Annotated in this window: 17 protein-coding genes; 10 read left to right on the top strand and 7 right to left on the bottom strand. The window is 65.7% G+C overall.

All coding sequences use genetic code 11. From position 1 onward, the window contains the following. The first annotated feature begins 86 nt into the window (after positions 1-86). Positions 87-899 (top strand): peroxide stress protein YaaA, encoded by an 813-nt coding sequence (yaaA, locus tag IPM49_03465; protein ID MBK9273584.1) that lies wholly within the window; start codon positions 87-89, stop codon positions 897-899. A gap of 15 nt (positions 900-914) precedes the next feature. Here yaaA and IPM49_03460 read toward each other — a convergent pair whose 3' ends face one another. Genes IPM49_03460 through IPM49_03445 form a run of 4 tightly spaced genes read right to left on the bottom strand, consistent with a single transcriptional unit; the run spans position 915 to position 3,170 of the window. Further along, complete coding sequence (locus IPM49_03460; protein ID MBK9273583.1) at positions 915-1,703, bottom strand: alpha/beta fold hydrolase; 789 nt, start codon at positions 1,701-1,703, stop codon at positions 915-917. After that, entirely contained in the window at positions 1,700-2,245 is a 546-nt protein-coding gene (locus IPM49_03455) for a pyridoxamine 5'-phosphate oxidase family protein (protein ID MBK9273582.1), read from the bottom strand. Before IPM49_03455 ends, IPM49_03460 begins: the two co-directional genes overlap by 4 nt. A 34-nt stretch (positions 2,246-2,279) precedes the next feature. Continuing rightward, complete coding sequence (locus IPM49_03450; protein ID MBK9273581.1) at positions 2,280-2,762, bottom strand: nuclear transport factor 2 family protein; 483 nt, start codon at positions 2,760-2,762, stop codon at positions 2,280-2,282. A 36-nt stretch (positions 2,763-2,798) separates the two neighbouring features. Beyond that, positions 2,799-3,170, bottom strand: a complete 372-nt coding sequence (locus tag IPM49_03445) for a hypothetical protein (protein ID MBK9273580.1) — start codon at positions 3,168-3,170, stop codon at positions 2,799-2,801. Between the two features lie 152 nt (positions 3,171-3,322). On the opposite strand from IPM49_03445, the gene ffh reads away from it, so the two are divergent. The 6 genes from ffh (at position 3,323) to IPM49_03415 (ending at position 12,052) form a co-directional block, all read left to right on the top strand. Beyond that, positions 3,323-4,663, top strand: coding sequence for a signal recognition particle protein (ffh, locus tag IPM49_03440; GenBank protein ID MBK9273579.1), 1,341 nt, complete (start codon positions 3,323-3,325; stop codon positions 4,661-4,663). Positions 4,664-4,731: 68 nt separating this feature from the next. After that, entirely contained in the window at positions 4,732-4,911 is a 180-nt protein-coding gene (locus IPM49_03435; GenBank protein MBK9273578.1) for a hypothetical protein, read from the top strand. A gap of 14 nt (positions 4,912-4,925) precedes the next feature. Then, positions 4,926-5,477 (top strand): putative metal-dependent hydrolase, encoded by a 552-nt coding sequence (locus IPM49_03430; GenBank protein MBK9273577.1) that lies wholly within the window; start codon positions 4,926-4,928, stop codon positions 5,475-5,477. Positions 5,478-5,753: 276 nt separating this feature from the next. After that, entirely contained in the window at positions 5,754-7,586 is a 1,833-nt protein-coding gene (locus IPM49_03425) for a hypothetical protein (protein ID MBK9273576.1), read from the top strand. A gap of 59 nt (positions 7,587-7,645) precedes the next feature. Next, positions 7,646-8,527, top strand: coding sequence for a bifunctional methylenetetrahydrofolate dehydrogenase/methenyltetrahydrofolate cyclohydrolase FolD (gene folD, locus IPM49_03420; protein ID MBK9273575.1), 882 nt, complete (start codon positions 7,646-7,648; stop codon positions 8,525-8,527). A 39-nt stretch (positions 8,528-8,566) separates the two neighbouring features. Beyond that, positions 8,567-12,052, top strand: coding sequence for a PKD domain-containing protein (locus IPM49_03415; GenBank protein ID MBK9273574.1), 3,486 nt, complete (start codon positions 8,567-8,569; stop codon positions 12,050-12,052). A 19-nt stretch (positions 12,053-12,071) separates the two neighbouring features. Here the strand turns inward: IPM49_03415 and IPM49_03410 are convergent, their stop codons facing one another. Further along, positions 12,072-12,569, bottom strand: a complete 498-nt coding sequence (locus IPM49_03410) for a 6,7-dimethyl-8-ribityllumazine synthase (protein ID MBK9273573.1) — start codon at positions 12,567-12,569, stop codon at positions 12,072-12,074. A gap of 2 nt (positions 12,570-12,571) precedes the next feature. Continuing rightward, the gene (locus tag IPM49_03405) at positions 12,572-13,264 is read right to left on the bottom strand and encodes a tetratricopeptide repeat protein (GenBank protein MBK9273572.1); all 693 of its coding nucleotides are present in this window, start codon (positions 13,262-13,264) and stop codon (positions 12,572-12,574) included. 109 nt (positions 13,265-13,373) lie between these two features. Between IPM49_03405 and IPM49_03400 the strand changes: the two genes are divergently transcribed. After that, positions 13,374-14,510 carry a DNA replication/repair protein RecF gene (locus IPM49_03400; GenBank protein MBK9273571.1) on the top strand — a complete coding sequence of 379 codons (1,137 nt, stop codon included), beginning with the start codon at positions 13,374-13,376 and terminating at the stop codon, positions 14,508-14,510. 13 nt (positions 14,511-14,523) lie between these two features. Next, the gene (locus IPM49_03395; protein MBK9273570.1) at positions 14,524-14,769 is read left to right on the top strand and encodes a DUF721 domain-containing protein; all 246 of its coding nucleotides are present in this window, start codon (positions 14,524-14,526) and stop codon (positions 14,767-14,769) included. Between the two features lie 7 nt (positions 14,770-14,776). On the opposite strand, the gene IPM49_03390 is transcribed toward IPM49_03395, so the two are convergent. Beyond that, the gene (locus tag IPM49_03390) at positions 14,777-15,196 is read right to left on the bottom strand and encodes a nucleoside-diphosphate kinase (protein MBK9273569.1); all 420 of its coding nucleotides are present in this window, start codon (positions 15,194-15,196) and stop codon (positions 14,777-14,779) included. 131 nt (positions 15,197-15,327) lie between these two features. On the opposite strand from IPM49_03390, the gene IPM49_03385 reads away from it, so the two are divergent. Further along, positions 15,328-16,236: a hypothetical protein gene (locus IPM49_03385; GenBank protein ID MBK9273568.1), complete on the top strand. Its 909-nt coding sequence runs from the start codon at positions 15,328-15,330 to the stop codon at positions 16,234-16,236.

The following is a 16,236-nucleotide window of genomic DNA, read 5'->3' as shown; positions in this document are numbered from 1 at the left end:
GAAAGGTTACACCGACCCTCGGAACCGACCCCCTGACGGCCTTGGAGACCTCGCCGACCGCTGCCATGGGCCGTACTTTGGCCAGCATGCTCGTACTGCTTTCGCCCGCCAAGGACCTCGCCAAGGAAACACCCGTCATCCGAGGGGCCACCCAACCCGCGCTGCTGGAGCACGCCCTCCCGTTGGTGAACAAGCTGCGGACGCTTAGCGCGAAGAAACTCGCCGACCTCATGGACCTGAGCCCCGCGTTGGGCGAGCTGAACCGACAGCGGTACGAGCGCTGGTCGACACCCTTCACCCCGAAGAACGCCCGCCCCGCAGTGTTCACCTTCAACGGCGAGGTGTACCGCGGCCTGGATGCAAGGTCGCTCTCCGCAGCCGACCTTGACTTCGGGCAGCACCATCTGCGCATCCTCAGCGGGCTCTACGGCGTCCTTCGGCCGTTGGACCTCATGCAGGACTACCGCCTGATGATGGGCACAACCTTCGGTGTCGGCAAGGCCAGGAACCTGTATGCCTATTGGAATGATCGCATCGCCGAGGTCCTGAGGGCCGATCTGGAGCGGTCCGGCTCCGATGTGGTGGTGAACCTGGCCTCCGCCGAGTACAGCAAGGCCGCGCGGCTCGGCAGGCTCGGTGCCCGTGTGATCACACCCGAGTTCAAGGACAAGGCGCCGGGCGGCTACAAGTCCCTGCAGGTGTATGTGAAGTTCCAGCGCGGTGCGCTGGCGCGTTATATCCTGCAACACCGCATCCTGGAGGCCGACCGCATCAAGGCTTACGACGGGGATGGGTATCGCTTCTCCCCTGCGGACAGCACGGAGACGAAGTGGGTGTTCCTGCGGGACAAGCGGCCGCCCTTGGTCACGAAGCGCCTGGCCGGAGGAAGGGTGCGCTGACCGAAGGTCGACGGGTCAACGGGCCGAGGCTTCGCTGTTCAGCAGTCTCGTGATCAGCTCCGTGAGCTCCTTGCGCTGCTCCGGGGACGCACCATCGTCCATCGCGTTGTGCGGCACGGTGGACATGAGCACACGCATGTCCAGGTCGTGTGCTTCCTCTGCACCGGGAAGAACACCTTGATCCGCAGGCTGGTCGCTGCTGCGGATGCTGCACACCTGAGGCCTGTGCGTGCGGGGCAGCGGCATGCGGCGGTTGTCCAGGGAGATCACTCGCTCCAACAGATCCGGGTGCTCCTTGGCGAACAGCATGCTGATGTCCCCTCCCTGGCTGTGGCCCATCACCGTCAGCCGCTCCAGGTTCAGGTCGGGACGTGAGCGCCGCAGCCGGTCAAGCACGAAGAGCAGGTTGGCCACACCGCGTTCCCAGCTCGGCCGGCGCACCACTTGTGCCACGCCCTCCAAGGGAAGGCGCTCGTCCGTGGGCAGTTCGTGCTGTACGCTCACCACGAACCAGCCCGAGAGGGCCATGGCCCTGGCCAGATGGCTGTACCGCAGGTAGGCGCCCGGCCGGTTCTCGTTGTACCCGTGGCTGAAGAGCACCACCGGCAGACCCTTGGTGTCGCGGTCCACATGGTAGAAGGCCACGGGGACCGTTCGGTGGCGCACGCTGTCCGTCCAGGTGAGGGTGTCGAGCAGCACCTGACCGTCGGATCGGTCGGATGTGCACCACACGGAAACGACGAGGAGAATGAGCCGCAGGTGCGGCCGTGCTGTGCGCAGACCGCGGGTCGTTCGCCAGATCATCCTTCCCATCCCGTGGAGGCCCCGTCGATGCTGCGCATGTTCTTCTCCCGGCGGTAGGCCGTCAGCCCTTCCGGCCCCTTGTGGGCCGCCCACTCCGTAAGCTGTGACCGGTCCTCCTGGAAGGAATAATGTGGAATGCCGAAGCCGCAGGAGGTCTGCACCCTCTCCAGCTCTGCGATGATGAGCTGCCGTTCACCCTGCATCGGCGGGCCGAAGTGGGGGCGCAGTGCCTGCCATTCGGTGTGTTGCGGAAGTACCGCTCGTCCCTGGCCGTAGAGCCGTACGATCAGGGGCGGTCCCTCGAACGCGCAGAACAGGAAGGTGATGCGGCCGTTCTCCAGCAGGTGCGCGGCCGTTTCGTTGCCGCTGCCTGTCAGGTCCAGGTAGCCCACGCGGGTGGGGGAGAGGATACGGAAGGTGTCGAGCCCTTTCGGCGACACGTTCAACCGGCCCTTGTGCGGCGCCGTGCCGGTGAAGAAGATGCGCTGGCTCCGGATGAACTCCGACAGGCGTTCATCGAGCGCTGGAAGGAACTTGGGCATGGCCGAAATGTAGATGCAGGTGCAGGCAGCGTGCTCAGTGATCGTAGCTGATCACCCGGCAGACCTTGTACCCGTCGCCCTCTTTGCGCCAGATCATGATGTTCCTGAAGGTGCCGCAGTCCTGCTTTCCGTTCTCGGTGTGGCAAAAGCGGTGCTTGCACACCTCGAGCAGACCGAACTCACCGAGCGGATACACTTCCAAGCTGCCCGGAACCAGTTCGCGGCGAAGACCGGTATCCGCGTTGCGCGCGAAGAGGCCGCGGAAGTTGGCCATGGTGCTGTCGTAGCCCGCGAGGCCGGTCTTGTCGTGGTAGAACTCCAGGTCCGGTGTGAACCAGGTGCCGAGCCGCGCGGCGTCGTGGGCGTTGAAGGCGGCGAAGAGGGCGCTATCCAGGGCGGCGATGGTCTGAGCCAGTTCCCTGGTTGGGACCGGCTCTGGCGGGGCGAGCGCTGCATCGGTCGAATATGTGCAGGCCACCAAGCCGGCCATCACAAGTGGAACGAACAGCGTGCGCATGGACAAAGATCGATCAGCGCCGTTCCACGGAACCGTTCAGGGGCACTCCTCCAAACGGCACAGACGCTCGAAGCGCATTCCGAAGCGCGCGCGCAGGCAGGGCTGGTCCTTGTCCAACGTCCACACCTGCTCGTTGTCGGCGTAACGCAGCCGAAGCGTGCGACCCTCCACCCGCCATTGGCCGTGCTGTTCGATGGGGTTTGATGGATCCGAGCCGTCGACAAAGGTGTAGCCGCCGTCCGCGCTGATGGTCAGCGTGACACATGCCGCGCCGGTGGCGTCCTCAGCACAGCCGCGAACGCCATAGATGCCGGGCAGGGATCCCGTTGGTGCTCGTTCTCCGGAACCTGTCTTGGCTGGAATGCCAAGCCAGACAGGGACCAGGGCGAGGGCCAGGAACTGTTCCATGAACGTGGTCTTTGAAGGGAAGGACGCTGAAGTGCCGGAGAGGTTACGCGAGCTTGGAGACTTGGACCCTGACCTACGCAACGAACCTACCCCGGCTTGGAATGGGGGCTTGCAACCACACCCCTACCTTCGCGGTCCTTACCGGATGAACGATGTTCGAGAACCTCAGTGACAAGCTCGAAAGGGCGTTCAAGGTCCTCAAGGGCCAGGGCCAGATCAGCGAGATCAACGTGGCGGAGACCGTGAAGGAGATCCGCCGGGCGCTGCTCGATGCCGACGTGAACTACAAGACCGCCAAGGACTTCACCGACCGCGTGAAGGCCAAGGCCTTGGGGCAGAACGTGCTGACGAGCATCAGCCCTGGGCAACTGCTCACCAAGATCACGCACGACGAGCTCGCCGAGCTCATGGGCGGTCGGGCGGCCGGCATCAACATGGGCGGCAACCCCACCGTGGTGCTCATGAGCGGCCTGCAGGGTTCGGGCAAGACCACTTTCAGCGGCAAGCTGGCCAACCACATCCGCAAGAAGGGCAAGCGCCCCCTGCTGGTGGCCTGCGACGTGTACCGCCCCGCGGCCATCGACCAGCTGGAAACGCTCGGCAAGCAGCTCGACATCGCCGTGTACAGCGAGCGGGCCAACACCGACCCTGTGGCCATCGCGCAGAACGCCATCGCCTACGCCAAGCAGCACGGATTCACCGCCGTGATCGTGGACACCGCCGGCCGCCTGGCGGTGGACGAGGCCATGATGGACGAGATCACCCGGGTGAAGAAGGCCATCCAGCCGCAGGAGACGCTGTTCGTGGTGGACGCCATGACCGGTCAGGACGCGGTGAACACGGCGAAGACGTTCAACGAACGCCTGAACATCGACGGCGTGGTGCTCACCAAGCTCGACGGCGATGCCCGCGGCGGTGCGGCGCTCAGCATCCGCAGCGTGGTGGACAAGCCGATCAAGTTCATCGGCACCGGCGAGAAGATGGAGGCGCTGGACGAGTTCCACCCGGACCGCATGGCAGGGCGCATCCTGGGCATGGGCGACGTGGTGAGCCTGGTGGAGCGTGCGCAGGAGCAGTTCGACGAGAAGGCGGCGCGCGAGCTGAACAAGAAGATCGCGAAGGACCAGTTCGGCTTCGACGATTTCCTGGAGCAGATCGGTCAGATCAAGAAGATGGGGAACATGAAGGACCTCATGGGCATGATCCCCGGCGTCGGCAAGGCGCTGAAGAACGTCGACATCCCGGACGACGCCTTCAAGGGGATCGAAGCCATCATCCAGAGCATGACACCGGCCGAGCGGAAGAACCCGTCCCTCATCAATGGTTCGCGCCGCGCCCGTCTGGCCATGGGCAGCGGCCGTGGCATCGAGGAGGTGAACAAGCTGATGAAGCAGTTCGAGGAGATGCGGAAGATGATGAAGATGATGGGGGACAAGAGCAAGATGCAGAACATGATGAAGCAGATGCAAGCGATGCAAGGGATGCGCCGGTGATCATTGGTGCAGGCGATCGTGGATGAGTAGATAGTGATCAGATGATCAGAAAATGAGATGATCAGATGATGGCCGACCGGCTGGATCTGATGGTTCGGGTGAAGCAGATGCTGAGCGTGCTGATCATTTTATTCATCCCTTTGGGCCTCTTTTTCGCCTGGGACAGGATGAATAACGAGATCAGCTACAAGTACGAGGTTCTGCTCCCGGAGGACTTCCTGCTGAAGCATATGGTGGTGCGGAGGTAGCGCACCTTTGCACCATGTCCGCCCCCACCGATCCCCTCGAGGCCTTCAAGTACCCCCTGGGCCGTTTCGCTCGTGGCACCAAGGCCTCCACGCCTGAACGCAGGGAGGAGCTGATCGCCCGCATCGAGCGGTTCCCGGTGGACCTGGAGGCAGCGCTGGATGGCTGGTCCGACGCCGACCTGGATACGCCCTACCGCCCTGGCGGCTGGACCGTCCGCCAGCTGGTGCACCACATCGCGGACAGCCATGCCCAGTCGCTGCATCGCTTCAAACTGGCGCTCACCGAGGACCGTCCGGTGATCAAACCCTACAAGGAGGCGCTCTGGGCGGAGCACGTGGATGCGCGCACCTTGCCGATCGGACCATCGCTGTCCATCATCAGCGGGGTGCATGCGCGCTGGTCCGTGTTGATGCGGGCCATGGCTGATGCGGACTGGGACCGGATCTTCATGCACCCCGAACAGAACCGCGAGATCAGCCTGGCCGAGGCGTTGGAGCTGTACGTGTGGCACAGCAGCCACCACCTGTCGCATATCACCGGGCTGAAGGAGCGCGGCCTTCTGTAGCGTTTTTCGATGCTGGCTCTGCGAGGAGCTCCTTGATGATCCTGCGCATCAAGGGTAACGGAATGGCCTCCGGTGCTTCCCGGCGGCGGATGCCGGATGCACCTGCATGGTGACCCACGACCGCCATGACCGGGCATTCGCCGGGATCGAGGTCTGTCTCTGGAGGTCTTCCTGGAGGAGCATGTGGGTCGCCCAGGGGGTGTGGCCTCCTGGCTCGCGCTCAGGATAACCTGCCCCATCCATCGCGCGTAGGAGGGTCCGCGAAGAAGCCGACCCATGCGCGCCATCACCATTCCCTTCCTGCTGTGCAGCACCATGCTGTGCGCCCAGACCGGTCCCGGCGGCGTGGGCACCAGTGCCACCAATGTGCTCTGGTTGCGTGCCGATGCCGGCGTCACCCACAGCAGCGGGGCGGTGAGCCAATGGAACGACCAGAGCGGCAACGCCAACCACGCCGTGTTGCCCGGAACCATCCCCACCGCCACGCCGGCCTACGTGACCGGTTCGGTGAACGGGTACCCCTCGCTCGATTTCGACGGCAGCGACGACCAGCTCTGGGTGGCCGACCACAGCAGCATCGACCTGACGGCCTGGCACTTCTTCATCGTGGTGACGGCCGACCTGCTGAAGGACTACAACGCCTGGATGGTGAAGGGGAACGACTCCCAGGAGAACTACGAGATGCTGAGCTACCTGGACGGCAATGTGCACACCCCGACCTACTATACGGACGGCACCCGCACCTTCCCCAGCTCGGCCGGCGGGCAGGTGACCACCACCGCGTTCGATGTGATCGAGTACAGCTACAACACCACCGTTGGGCGTGATGTGTACAAGAACGCGGGGAGCATACACACCGACAACGAGAGCAAGACGCCGCAGACGAACAACCACCCGCTGTACATCGGCAACGAGCGCGGCACCACCGGCCGCGTGGTGAACGGCGACCTCGCTGAGGTGATCGCTTTCAACGCTCGGTTGAACGCCACACAGCGCTTGCTCGTGAACAACTACCTGGCCGCCAAGTACGGCAGGAGCCTCGCCACAGGCGACATCTACAACGAGGACGACGCCGGCAATGGCGACCACGACCATGATGTGGCCGGCCTGGGGCGCACGAACGCGGGCGACCTGCAGACAGCCGGTCGCGGAAGTGGCATCGTGCTCATCGACAAGGCGGCCCATTCAGGTCTTCAGGACAACGAGTTCATGCTGTGGGGCCATGATGGCGGTGCTCTCGGTACCTGGGGTGTGGGCGACCTGCCCACCGGCGTGCAGGGCCGCTGGCAGCGCGTGTGGCGTGTGAGCGAAGTGGATGCGGTCGGCAGCGCCGTGAACGTGGGCAACGTGGACATGAGCTTCGACCTGAACGGTCTCGGTTCCGTGACCACCTCGGAACTGCGCCTGCTGGTCGACACCGACAACGATGGCCTCTTCGCCGATGAAACGCCCATCAGCGGCGCGATCAACGATGGGGGCGGGATGTACCGCTTCGCCGCGGTGAGCGCGCTGCAGAACAACCGGCGGTTCACGCTGGGGACGACGAACATCCTCAGCACACCGCTGCCCGTGGAGCTGCTGCACTTCACCGCGGAGGCCATCGGTCCCTCCCGCGTGAGGCTGACCTGGGCCACGGCCAGTGAGCAGGACAACGCGGGCTTTGCCGTGGAACGCAGCGAGGACCTGGAGCAATGGAACGTGGTGGCGCACGTGGCCGGTGCGGGTGATGCGCAGACGACCATGCACTACGAGGCGCTCGACGCCGAGGCCCCGCCCGTGCTGTTGTACTACCGCCTGCGCCAGAGCGACCTGGACGGCAGCTCCACCTTGAGCAGCGTGGTGGCCGTGGACCTGCGACACAGCGCCACGGCCGTGCTGGTGCCCAATCCGGCGGACGGTCCGGTGGACCTGGTGCTGAGCCCGGGCACGGCCCCCGTGCTGAGCCTTGATGTGGTGGACGGAAGCGGTCGTGTCCTTCCCGTCCCGATGATGCCACACGGCGCGGACCGCTGGCGATTTGACGCCACGGCCCTGGCCCCTGGCGCCTACGTGCTGCGCGTGCACCGAGCCGGCGACGTGGCGCCTCTCCAGCTCCGGCTATTACGATAGACCAGGCCATCCCTCCGGGTCCGTTCCGGCGAACTACCGGGATCTCGTACCCTTGTGGCATGTCGGAGGTGGTGGCCCATCAGTTGCTGGATGGCAGGCGCTGCAGCGAGGCCCTGCGCGCGCGGATCGCCGAAGAGGCCGCCGCCGTCAAGGCCCGCCGGGGACGCCCGCCGCACCTCGCCGCCGTGCTGGTGGGCAGCGATGGTGCGAGCCGCACCTACGTGGAAAGCAAGGTGAAGGCCTGCGAAGAAGTCGGCTTTCGAAGCACCCTCATCACCCTTCCCGAGACCATCACCGAGGAGGACCTGTTGCACCGCGTGAAGCAGCTCAACAAGGACAAGGAGCTCGACGGCTTCATCGTGCAGCTGCCGCTTCCCGCCCACATCGACGCCGACAAGGTGACCCTGGCGGTCGATCCCAGGAAGGATGTCGACGGCTTCCATCCGGAGAACCTCGGCCGCATGGTGCTGAGCCAGCCCGGCTTCCTGCCCGCCACCCCGAGCGGCATCGTGGAGCTGTTGCGGCACTACCACATCGAGACCGCAGGACGCCATTGCGTGGTCATCGGCCGCAGCCACATCGTGGGCACCCCCATGAGCATCCTCATGAGCCGCAACGCCTACCCCGGCAACTGCACCGTCACCCTGGCCCACAGCCGCACCACCGACCTGCCGTCCATCACCCGCCAGGCCGACATCCTCGTGGTGGCCATCGGCAAGCCGGAGTTCATCACCGCCGACATGGTGAAGGAGGGTGCCATCGTGGTGGACGTCGGCATCCACCGCATCCCCGATGCCTCCCGGAAGAGCGGCTTCCGCCTGGTCGGCGATGTCGACTTCGACGCGGTGGCCCCGCGCTGTTCGTGGATCGCACCCGTGCCCGGCGGCGTGGGGCCCATGACCATCACCAGCCTGCTGCTGAACACCCTCAAGGCCTGCTGAGCCGCTTGCCGGGATCGGGCGGCGACCCGACCTTCGGCCATGCGCTCTTTCGTTCCCTGCGGCCTGCCGCTCTTCCTCGTTCTGCTGGCCGGCTCCCTTGTGGCACAAAGCCACCTGAAACCGTTGCGTACCCATGATCCGGACCTTCCGGACTGGGCCCGGCTGATGTACGCATCCGATGCGGACATGCATGCCGTGTTGGCCGCCTATGAGGACTGGTCCGCCACCCATCCGGTCGAGAAGACCGTGCACACCCAGTACTTGAAGCGCTGGGTCAGCGCCGGCCAGGCCCGGCTGAACGCCCAGGGCAGGGTGGAGCACCTGTCGCCTGAGGAGCGCCAAGAACGCACGGCGCAGATCAGGGCGGAACGAGGCGGTGCCAAAGGGGGAGGGGCCGGCTGGACCTTCGTGGGGCCTGACATCCACTTCAAGGCCGATGGCAGCCTGACACCGCTGAGCGAACAGGCCAATGTGTACTGTCACGACCGCAGCTTCACCGACCCCGACATCCTCTTCTGCGGCACCGAATCCGGCGGCCTGTACAAGACCGTCGACCAGGGCGTGAACTGGGAGCATGTGACCCCGGACCTGCTCGTGGGCGCCGTGAGCGCCGTCCGCATCCATCCGACGGACCCGGACATCGTGCTGATGAGCGCGGCCGACGAGCTGTGGCGCAGCACGGACGGCGGAGCCACCTGGGCGGTGATCGGTCAGCCCGCATTCACTGCGCTCAACATCAGTGCGTGGGAGATCGCCTTCGACCCGAGCACCCCGCAGACCGTGCTCGCCGCCTGCAACCTGGGTCTGTACCGCAGCACCGACGGCGGAGACACCTGGAACGAAGTGCTGCCCAACGAGTGCATGACGATCCTGCACAAGCCGTTCGATCCGTCCATCTGGTACACGCTGCATTTCGAGCCGGCCCTCGACATGGTCCGCTTCCAATGCAGCACCGATCACGGTGCCACCTGGACCCTGTACGACCAGGGCTGGTTCGCGCCGCCGGTCGGGGAGGAGGGGCTTTACGCCATCGAGGGAGGCAAGCTGGCCGTGTCCGAGGCCGACCCTGAGCGCATCTACGCCCTGCTCGTGGGCTACCAGGAACCCGGCGCCACCATCGTCACCAACGGCTTCGTCGGCCTGTGGCGCAGCGATAACGGTGGCACTTCGTGGAGCCACCCGCACGGCCTTGTGGGTGCGCCCTATACGGCCCAGCATCCGAACCTGATGAACTTCGTGGGTGACGACGGCGACTACACGCAGATCCACTACAACACGACCATGGTGGCCAGCCATCTGGACGCGGACCGTGTGCTGATCGGCGGGCTCAGCCTCTGGCAGAGCGACGATGGCGGGGTCACCTACTTCGCCAAGGCCGGCTACGTGGGCTACGTGCCCGATGTGCATGTGGACATGCAGGAGATCCGCATCTACCGCACCGGGCCTGCGAGCGAGGAGGTCTGGCTGAGCAACGATGGTGGGATCCACCACAGCACCGACCTGATGGAAACGCACCAGAGCCGGTGCCGCGGCATCCGCGCCGGCAACCTCTGGGGCTTCGATCAGGGTTGGAACGATGATGTGCTCGTGGGCGGACGCTACCACAATGGCAACATGGGCCATTATGAGGGCTATCCCGAAGGGGAGTTCCTGGCGATCGGCGGTGCCGAGTCGGCCACGGGCTATGCCAACTACAGCAACGAGCGCAAGGTGTACCACAGCGACATCGGTGGACGGGTGCTGCCCACGACCCTGGCCGGAACGCCCCAGTCCTTCGGGGTGTCGCTCTGGCCCAACGAGAGCTACTTCGTGAACAACAGCTCCCGGATCCTCTTCGACCACCGCTACTTCAACGTGGCCTGGATGGGCCGGGAGAACAAGCTCTACCGCAGCGACAACGCCGGTGGCAGTTGGACCGAGGTGCATGCCTTCGGCCCCAGCACCGGCAACCAGGTGCTGTGGATCGAGCAGAGCTATGCCGACCCCCAGGTGTTCGTGGTGCATCAGGAGCTCGGGAACAGCAGCCGCCTGTGGCGCAGCGCGGACGGAGGGGACACCTGGACCCAGCTCACCCTTCCCCAGAACCAGCGCGAGCTCTACTTCACCCTCAGCGGCGATGATGCCGGCACCCTGTGGATCGGGTTCACCAACGGGTCCAACGGCAACAAGGTGTACCGAAGCACCGACGGTGGGGCGACCTGGTCGAACCTCACCACCTCCACCCTGGACGGTCGACGCATCTGGGGCATGGCCGCCCAGTTCGGCACGGATGGCGGTGTGTACCTGGCCATGCTGAACGGCAGCGTGTTCTACCGCAACAACAGCATGCCCGATTGGGCGCCGTGGAGCGATGGGCTGCCGGTGAGCACCGAGCCGCTGCGCATCGTCCCGTTCTACAAGGGCGGTATGGTACGCCTGGCCACCTGGAACCTGGCCGTGTGGGAGCGCCCCCTCTTCGAGCCCAGCGCGCTGATCGCCGACTTCGCGGCGGCCTTCGGCGTCTTCTACTGCCCGGGCGACAGTGTGCGCTTCGTCGATCACAGCGTGGCCGGTCCGGGTGCCACGTACACCTGGAGCTTCCCCGGCGGCACCCCCGCCACCAGCACGGACAAGTATCCCGTGGTCGTGTACGCCGCGCCCGGCACCTACGACGTCACCCTCACGGTGACGGAGAACGGAGTGAGCGACACCCGCGTCCGCACGGCCGTGGTGGGCAGTGTCGGCGGCACCACCGCACCGGTCGTCGAAGGCTTCGAATCCGGAGCCTTCCGCTCGGATTGGACATTCCGCTCGGACGCCGGCACCACCTCCGCCTGGGCCATCACCGACCAGGCCGGCGGTTTCGGCAGCAGCACCCGCAGCATGTGGTTCAACAACTACGACGTGGACCTGGGCGGGGCGTACGAAGAGGTATGGACCGGCAAGCTCGACCTCTCTGCTGCGCAGGGCGCCTTCGTGGCCTTTGATGTCGCCTACTCGCGCTATGGCGGTCAGTACAGCGACACCCTGGGCGTGCTGGCCAGCACCGATTGCGGCCTCACCTGGGACCTGCTCTACCTGGAGGGTGGGGACGCCCTGGCCACCGCGCCCTCCCTGCAGGACCCCTTCGTGCCCACCGCCACCCAGTGGCGAAGGGACAGTGTGAGCCTTGCCGCGTACGACGGCCAGCCCGAGTTGATCGTGGCCTTCCAGGACCGCGGCCACTGGGGCAACAACCTTTATGTGGACAACATCAACCTGTCGGCCGTGCTCTTCACCGGCGTGGACGAACGCCCCCCGGTCACCTTCGACCTCTTTCCCAATCCAGCGCACGACGCGGTCTGGCTGCGGCCCGTGGGGACATGGTCGGGCGCCTCGCGGGTGCAGCTCCTGGATGCAGCGGGTCGCAGTGTGGTGGACCAGCCCCGCACCCTGATGCACGGAATACCGGAACGGTTGGAGCTGACCGGGGTCTCGCCCGGCCGGTATGCCGTTGTGCTGACCGGTCCGTCCGCACGCGTGGTGCGGCCCTTGGTCGTGTGGTAGCGCGCTTCCGGAACGCCGCTCAGCCGATCTGGAGGGTGCTGCGCAACGCCGCCATCTTCAAGGCGGCCACCGCGGCGTCCACGCCCTTGTTGCCGTGGCGGCCGCCGCTGCGGTCACGCGCCTGCTGCATGTCGTTGTCGGTCAGCACACAGAAGATCACCGGGACGCCCGTTCTCAGGTTCACGTCCATGATGCCCTGCGCGGTGGCCTGGCACACGTACTCGAAATGGGGCGTCTCGCCCCGCACGATGCTGCCGATGGCGATCACGGCGTCAGGGGTGTGCGCCGCGATAGCCAGCTGGGCCCCGAGCGCCAGTTCGTAGCTGCCGGGTACCCAATGCTCGATCACCTCTGCAGGGTCCGCCCCGTGCACCAGCAGGGTCTGACGGGCGCCCTGCCGGAGCGCGTCGGTGATCTCGCGGTTCCACTCGCTCACCACCAGCACGAAACGACGACCGGCGCCCGTGGGGACGCCGGAAGGGTCGTAGGTGCTCAGGTGATGCTGTGCGGTGGCCATGCTCAGCCGGCCATCGCCTCGGCGCGGGCCGCGTACTTCTTGGCCGTGTTCGCATCCGGGCTGGTGGGGAAGTCGTTCGCCACCCGGCGGAACGCCTTGGCGGCCTTTTTCCAGTCACCGGCCTGCTGATACAGGATCCCCGCCTTCATCAGGTACATCGGCGTGGTGAAGTCGTTGGTGGTGATGGACGCCGCCTTCTCGAACTGCTTCATCGCGTCCTGATCACGGCCCAGCTCCACGTAGGCATCCCCGATGCCACCGGCCGCCATCGCCTTCAGGACCACATCCTCCACATCGGCCTCCTCATAGTAGGACACGGCGGTCTCGTACTCGCCCTTCTGCAGGTAGCAGGTGCCCAGATAAAAGCGCGCGAGGTCGCCCGCCGGGGTGTCGCCGTACTCGTCGGCGATGTACTGGAACCCGAAGTAGTTGCCGTCCCCGTTGATGGCCTTGTCCAGCGAATCGATCTCGAAGTAGTACTGCGCCTTCCAGATCAGGTCATTGGCCTCCTTGGCACGCGGCTCGGCGTACAGCTTGCGATAGCCCAGCAGGCCGCCCACCACCACCAGCAGGCCCACCACCCCGTAGGTGACGGCCGCCTTGTTCTTCTCCAGGAAAAGCTCGGCTCGGGAGTACGCCTGGCCCAGGTCGATGTCGGCCTGTTCCTGCTCCGGTCTCGTGGTCTTGGTGGACATGATGGGTTCGGCAAAAAGCGGCGCGAAGATAAGGTTCCCGATCGATGTGGGCCACAGGCCGCGCCCGGTGCCCGGGCCCCGGGGGGCCCGCCTATCTTTGGGCCTCCCCATGAAGGTCCGTTTCCGCCGGCTGGCCGTGTTCCAGTTCCGCAACCATGCCCAGGCGGAGCTGCAGCTCGGCCCGGAGATCAACTGCTTCGTAGGGCCCAATGGCACCGGCAAGACCAACCTGCTGGACGCCGTGCACTACCTCGCCCTGTGCAAGAGCTATTTCGACGCCACCGACCAGCATGCCGTGCGCCATGGCGAGGAGCAGTTCCTGCTGAAGGGCGTGCTGGAGGAGCCCGAGGGCGATGTGGAACTGGCCTGCAGCGTACGCCGGGAGCACAAGAAGGTGTTCCAGCGCGACCGCAAGGAGTATGAACGCCTCAGCGACCACATCGGCCGCTGGCCCGCGGTGATGATCACCCCGTACGACGGGCAGCTCATCCTCGAGGGTAGCGAGGTGCGACGCCGCTTCGTGGACGGGCTCATCGCCCAGTTCGACCGCAGCTACCTCGATGCCCTGATGCGCTACAACCGGGCCCTCAGGCATCGGAACGTGCTGTTGAAGCGCTTTGCCGAGCAGGGCGGAGGTTCCCTCTCCGCCTTGGAACCCTGGGACGAGCAACTGGCCCTGCACGCCACCACCGTGCACCGCGGCCGTCGTGCCTTCCTCGCCGAGCTCACTCCCCTGGTGCTCGAACACTATCAAGGCATCAGCTCGGGCCCGGAGACCGTCGGGCTCGAGTACCGCTCCGCGCTGGACGAACAGCCGATGGACGTGCTGCTGCGCACCCACTGGGACCGCGACCGCAGCGCCCAGTACACCACGGCGGGCGTGCACAAGGATGACCTGCACTTCCTGCTCGATGGCCAGCCGCTCAGGCGGTTCGGCTCCCAGGGCCAGCAGAAGACCTTCCTGATCGCCCTGAAGCTGGCCCAGTTCGACCTCACCGCGGCGCGCACGGGCCGGAAGCCCGTGCTGATGCTGGATGACATCTTTGACAAGATCGACCCCCAGCGGATGCGTCACCTGCTGCGCCTGCTGGGCGGGGGGCGTTTCGGCCAGGTCCTCATCACCGACACGGACGCCGGGCGGCTGCACCAGGCCCTTGACGGCCTGCCGCACGACGTGCGGTTCTTCCACCTCGACCATGCGCAAGCCATCCGGATGGAGGCCGTCGAACGAGCGGAGGCTCGGTGACGCCCTCGGGGACATGATCGATGCCTACGGGCTGCGCGAGAAGCTCGATGAGCTCGACATCGCCAGCTGGTGGGACGAGGTGGCCGGAGGGCCCATCGCCCGGCACACCACGGCCGTCACCCTGCGCCGCGGGCATCTTCACGTGCGTGTGGACAACGCCCCCCTGCGCCAGGAGCTCGGTTACATGAAGGACCGGCTGATCGAGCTGCTCAACGAACGCAGCGGCCGGGCGGTCGTCCGCTCGGTCACCATCGGTTGAGCGGGCTTCAGTACTGCTCGCGGCTGCTGAAGAAGAAGTGCCCCTCGATCAGCGCGTTCGCGTCGCTGTCGCTGCCATGCACCGCGTTCTTCGCCTTGCTCTCCGCGAAGCGCTTGCGGATGGTGCCTTCCTCGGCCTGTGCCGGGTCCGTGGCACCGATGAGCTTGCGGAAGGCCTCCACCGCATTGTCCTTCTCGAGGATCGCCGCCATGATCGGGCCGCTGGCCATGTAGTCCACCAGTTCACCATAGAACGGCCGCTCCTTGTGCACCTCGTAGAAGGTGCCCGCCTCGGCGGCGGAAAGGCGTGTGTACTTGAGCGCCACGATGCGGAAGCCGTTGGCGATGATCATGTCGATGATCTTCCCGGAGTGCCCGGCGGCCACGGCCTCGGGCTTGATCATCGTGAACGTGCGGTTGCCTGACATGGGGGGTGTTGAAAAAGCGGCGCAAAAATAGGCGGTCCCGCCCAACTCCGGCCCCTCGGGAACATCCTTCCTTCGTGGGACGTAACACGGCCGTCGCTCCGGGCCCCACCGGCGCCCCATCCCTTCGATCCATGTTCAGACGAACGATCCCCGTTTCCCTGCTCGCCGCGGCCTTGTGCGCCTGTGGTGGGTCCGGCGATGAACACCGCTCCGGTCCGGAGAAATTGGTCATCGGCGACAGCGCCGCCACGGCGACCGCACCGGCCTCCCTCTACCAGATGCCAACCCCCAACGAGCTCTTCGCCATCGTGCGGCAGATGGCCGGCGAAGGGCAGAAGCGCATGATGAACCCCACCACCAGCGCGGACCGGTACGCGACCCTCGGTGGCCGGGCGTTCAATTTCGGCGTGTACTGCACCGACCTCATCTACGCCAGCTATTTCGACCTCAACGTGGAGGTGGTGCGCTATTACCTCACCGTGAAGAAGCTGGGTGAGCAGCTCGGCCTGAGCGCCGCGTTCAGCGAGCAGGACTTCGTGCGCCTGGAGAGCAACCTCAGCAAGGGCGACAGCCTGGAGATCATCAGCAACGAGGCCTACTACAAGGCCTATGAGAAGCTCCAGGAGGAGGAGATGGGCCCCACGCTGGCCCTGGTGCTGGCCGGTGGATGGGTCGAGAGCCTCCATCTGGTGATGAAGCAGGTCACGGCCTTCGACCCCGCCGATCCCCTCGTCAAGCGCGTGGCCGAGCAGAAGTTCAGCCTCGAGCACCTGATCGAGATGATGGACGCCCACGGCACCGACCCCAACGTGGCGCCGATCCGTGAACGGATGATCGCCCTGCGCGACATCTACGACCGGGTCCAGGTGCAGCGCACCACGCGCACGGGCACATCCAGCTCCGGCCGCATGGTGCTGGGCGACGACCTCAACGTGCAGCTCACGGCCGAGCGCTTTGCCGAGCTCCAGATCGCCGTGGAGGCGTTGCGTGCCGAGCTCGTCAGCCCCGAAGGTGAGGTCCCTGTTCAACCCAACGCGTGA

This window comes from Flavobacteriales bacterium (assembly GCA_016715895.1).
Classification (GTDB): Bacteria; Bacteroidota; Bacteroidia; order Flavobacteriales_F; family PHOS-HE28; genus PHOS-HE28.
The sequence above is the reverse complement of the archived record's forward strand: the minus strand, read 5'-3'. Positions and strand labels throughout refer to the sequence as shown.

Coding starts and splice junctions, on each gene's coding strand:
- yaaA (MBK9273584.1), top strand. CDS start 87: ATGCTCGTACTGCTTTCGCCCGCCAAGGACCTCGCCAAGGAAACACCC.
- IPM49_03460 (MBK9273583.1), bottom strand. CDS start 1,703: ATGATCTGGCGAACGACCCGCGGTCTGCGCACAGCACGGCCGCACCTG.
- IPM49_03455 (MBK9273582.1), bottom strand. CDS start 2,245: ATGCCCAAGTTCCTTCCAGCGCTCGATGAACGCCTGTCGGAGTTCATC.
- IPM49_03450 (MBK9273581.1), bottom strand. CDS start 2,762: ATGCGCACGCTGTTCGTTCCACTTGTGATGGCCGGCTTGGTGGCCTGC.
- IPM49_03445 (MBK9273580.1), bottom strand. CDS start 3,170: ATGGAACAGTTCCTGGCCCTCGCCCTGGTCCCTGTCTGGCTTGGCATT.
- ffh (MBK9273579.1), top strand. CDS start 3,323: ATGTTCGAGAACCTCAGTGACAAGCTCGAAAGGGCGTTCAAGGTCCTC.
- IPM49_03435 (MBK9273578.1), top strand. CDS start 4,732: ATGGCCGACCGGCTGGATCTGATGGTTCGGGTGAAGCAGATGCTGAGC.
- IPM49_03430 (MBK9273577.1), top strand. CDS start 4,926: ATGTCCGCCCCCACCGATCCCCTCGAGGCCTTCAAGTACCCCCTGGGC.
- IPM49_03425 (MBK9273576.1), top strand. CDS start 5,754: ATGCGCGCCATCACCATTCCCTTCCTGCTGTGCAGCACCATGCTGTGC.
- folD (MBK9273575.1), top strand. CDS start 7,646: ATGTCGGAGGTGGTGGCCCATCAGTTGCTGGATGGCAGGCGCTGCAGC.
- IPM49_03415 (MBK9273574.1), top strand. CDS start 8,567: ATGCGCTCTTTCGTTCCCTGCGGCCTGCCGCTCTTCCTCGTTCTGCTG.
- IPM49_03410 (MBK9273573.1), bottom strand. CDS start 12,569: ATGGCCACCGCACAGCATCACCTGAGCACCTACGACCCTTCCGGCGTC.
- IPM49_03405 (MBK9273572.1), bottom strand. CDS start 13,264: ATGTCCACCAAGACCACGAGACCGGAGCAGGAACAGGCCGACATCGAC.
- IPM49_03400 (MBK9273571.1), top strand. CDS start 13,374: ATGAAGGTCCGTTTCCGCCGGCTGGCCGTGTTCCAGTTCCGCAACCAT.
- IPM49_03395 (MBK9273570.1), top strand. CDS start 14,524: ATGATCGATGCCTACGGGCTGCGCGAGAAGCTCGATGAGCTCGACATC.
- IPM49_03390 (MBK9273569.1), bottom strand. CDS start 15,196: ATGTCAGGCAACCGCACGTTCACGATGATCAAGCCCGAGGCCGTGGCC.
- IPM49_03385 (MBK9273568.1), top strand. CDS start 15,328: ATGTTCAGACGAACGATCCCCGTTTCCCTGCTCGCCGCGGCCTTGTGC.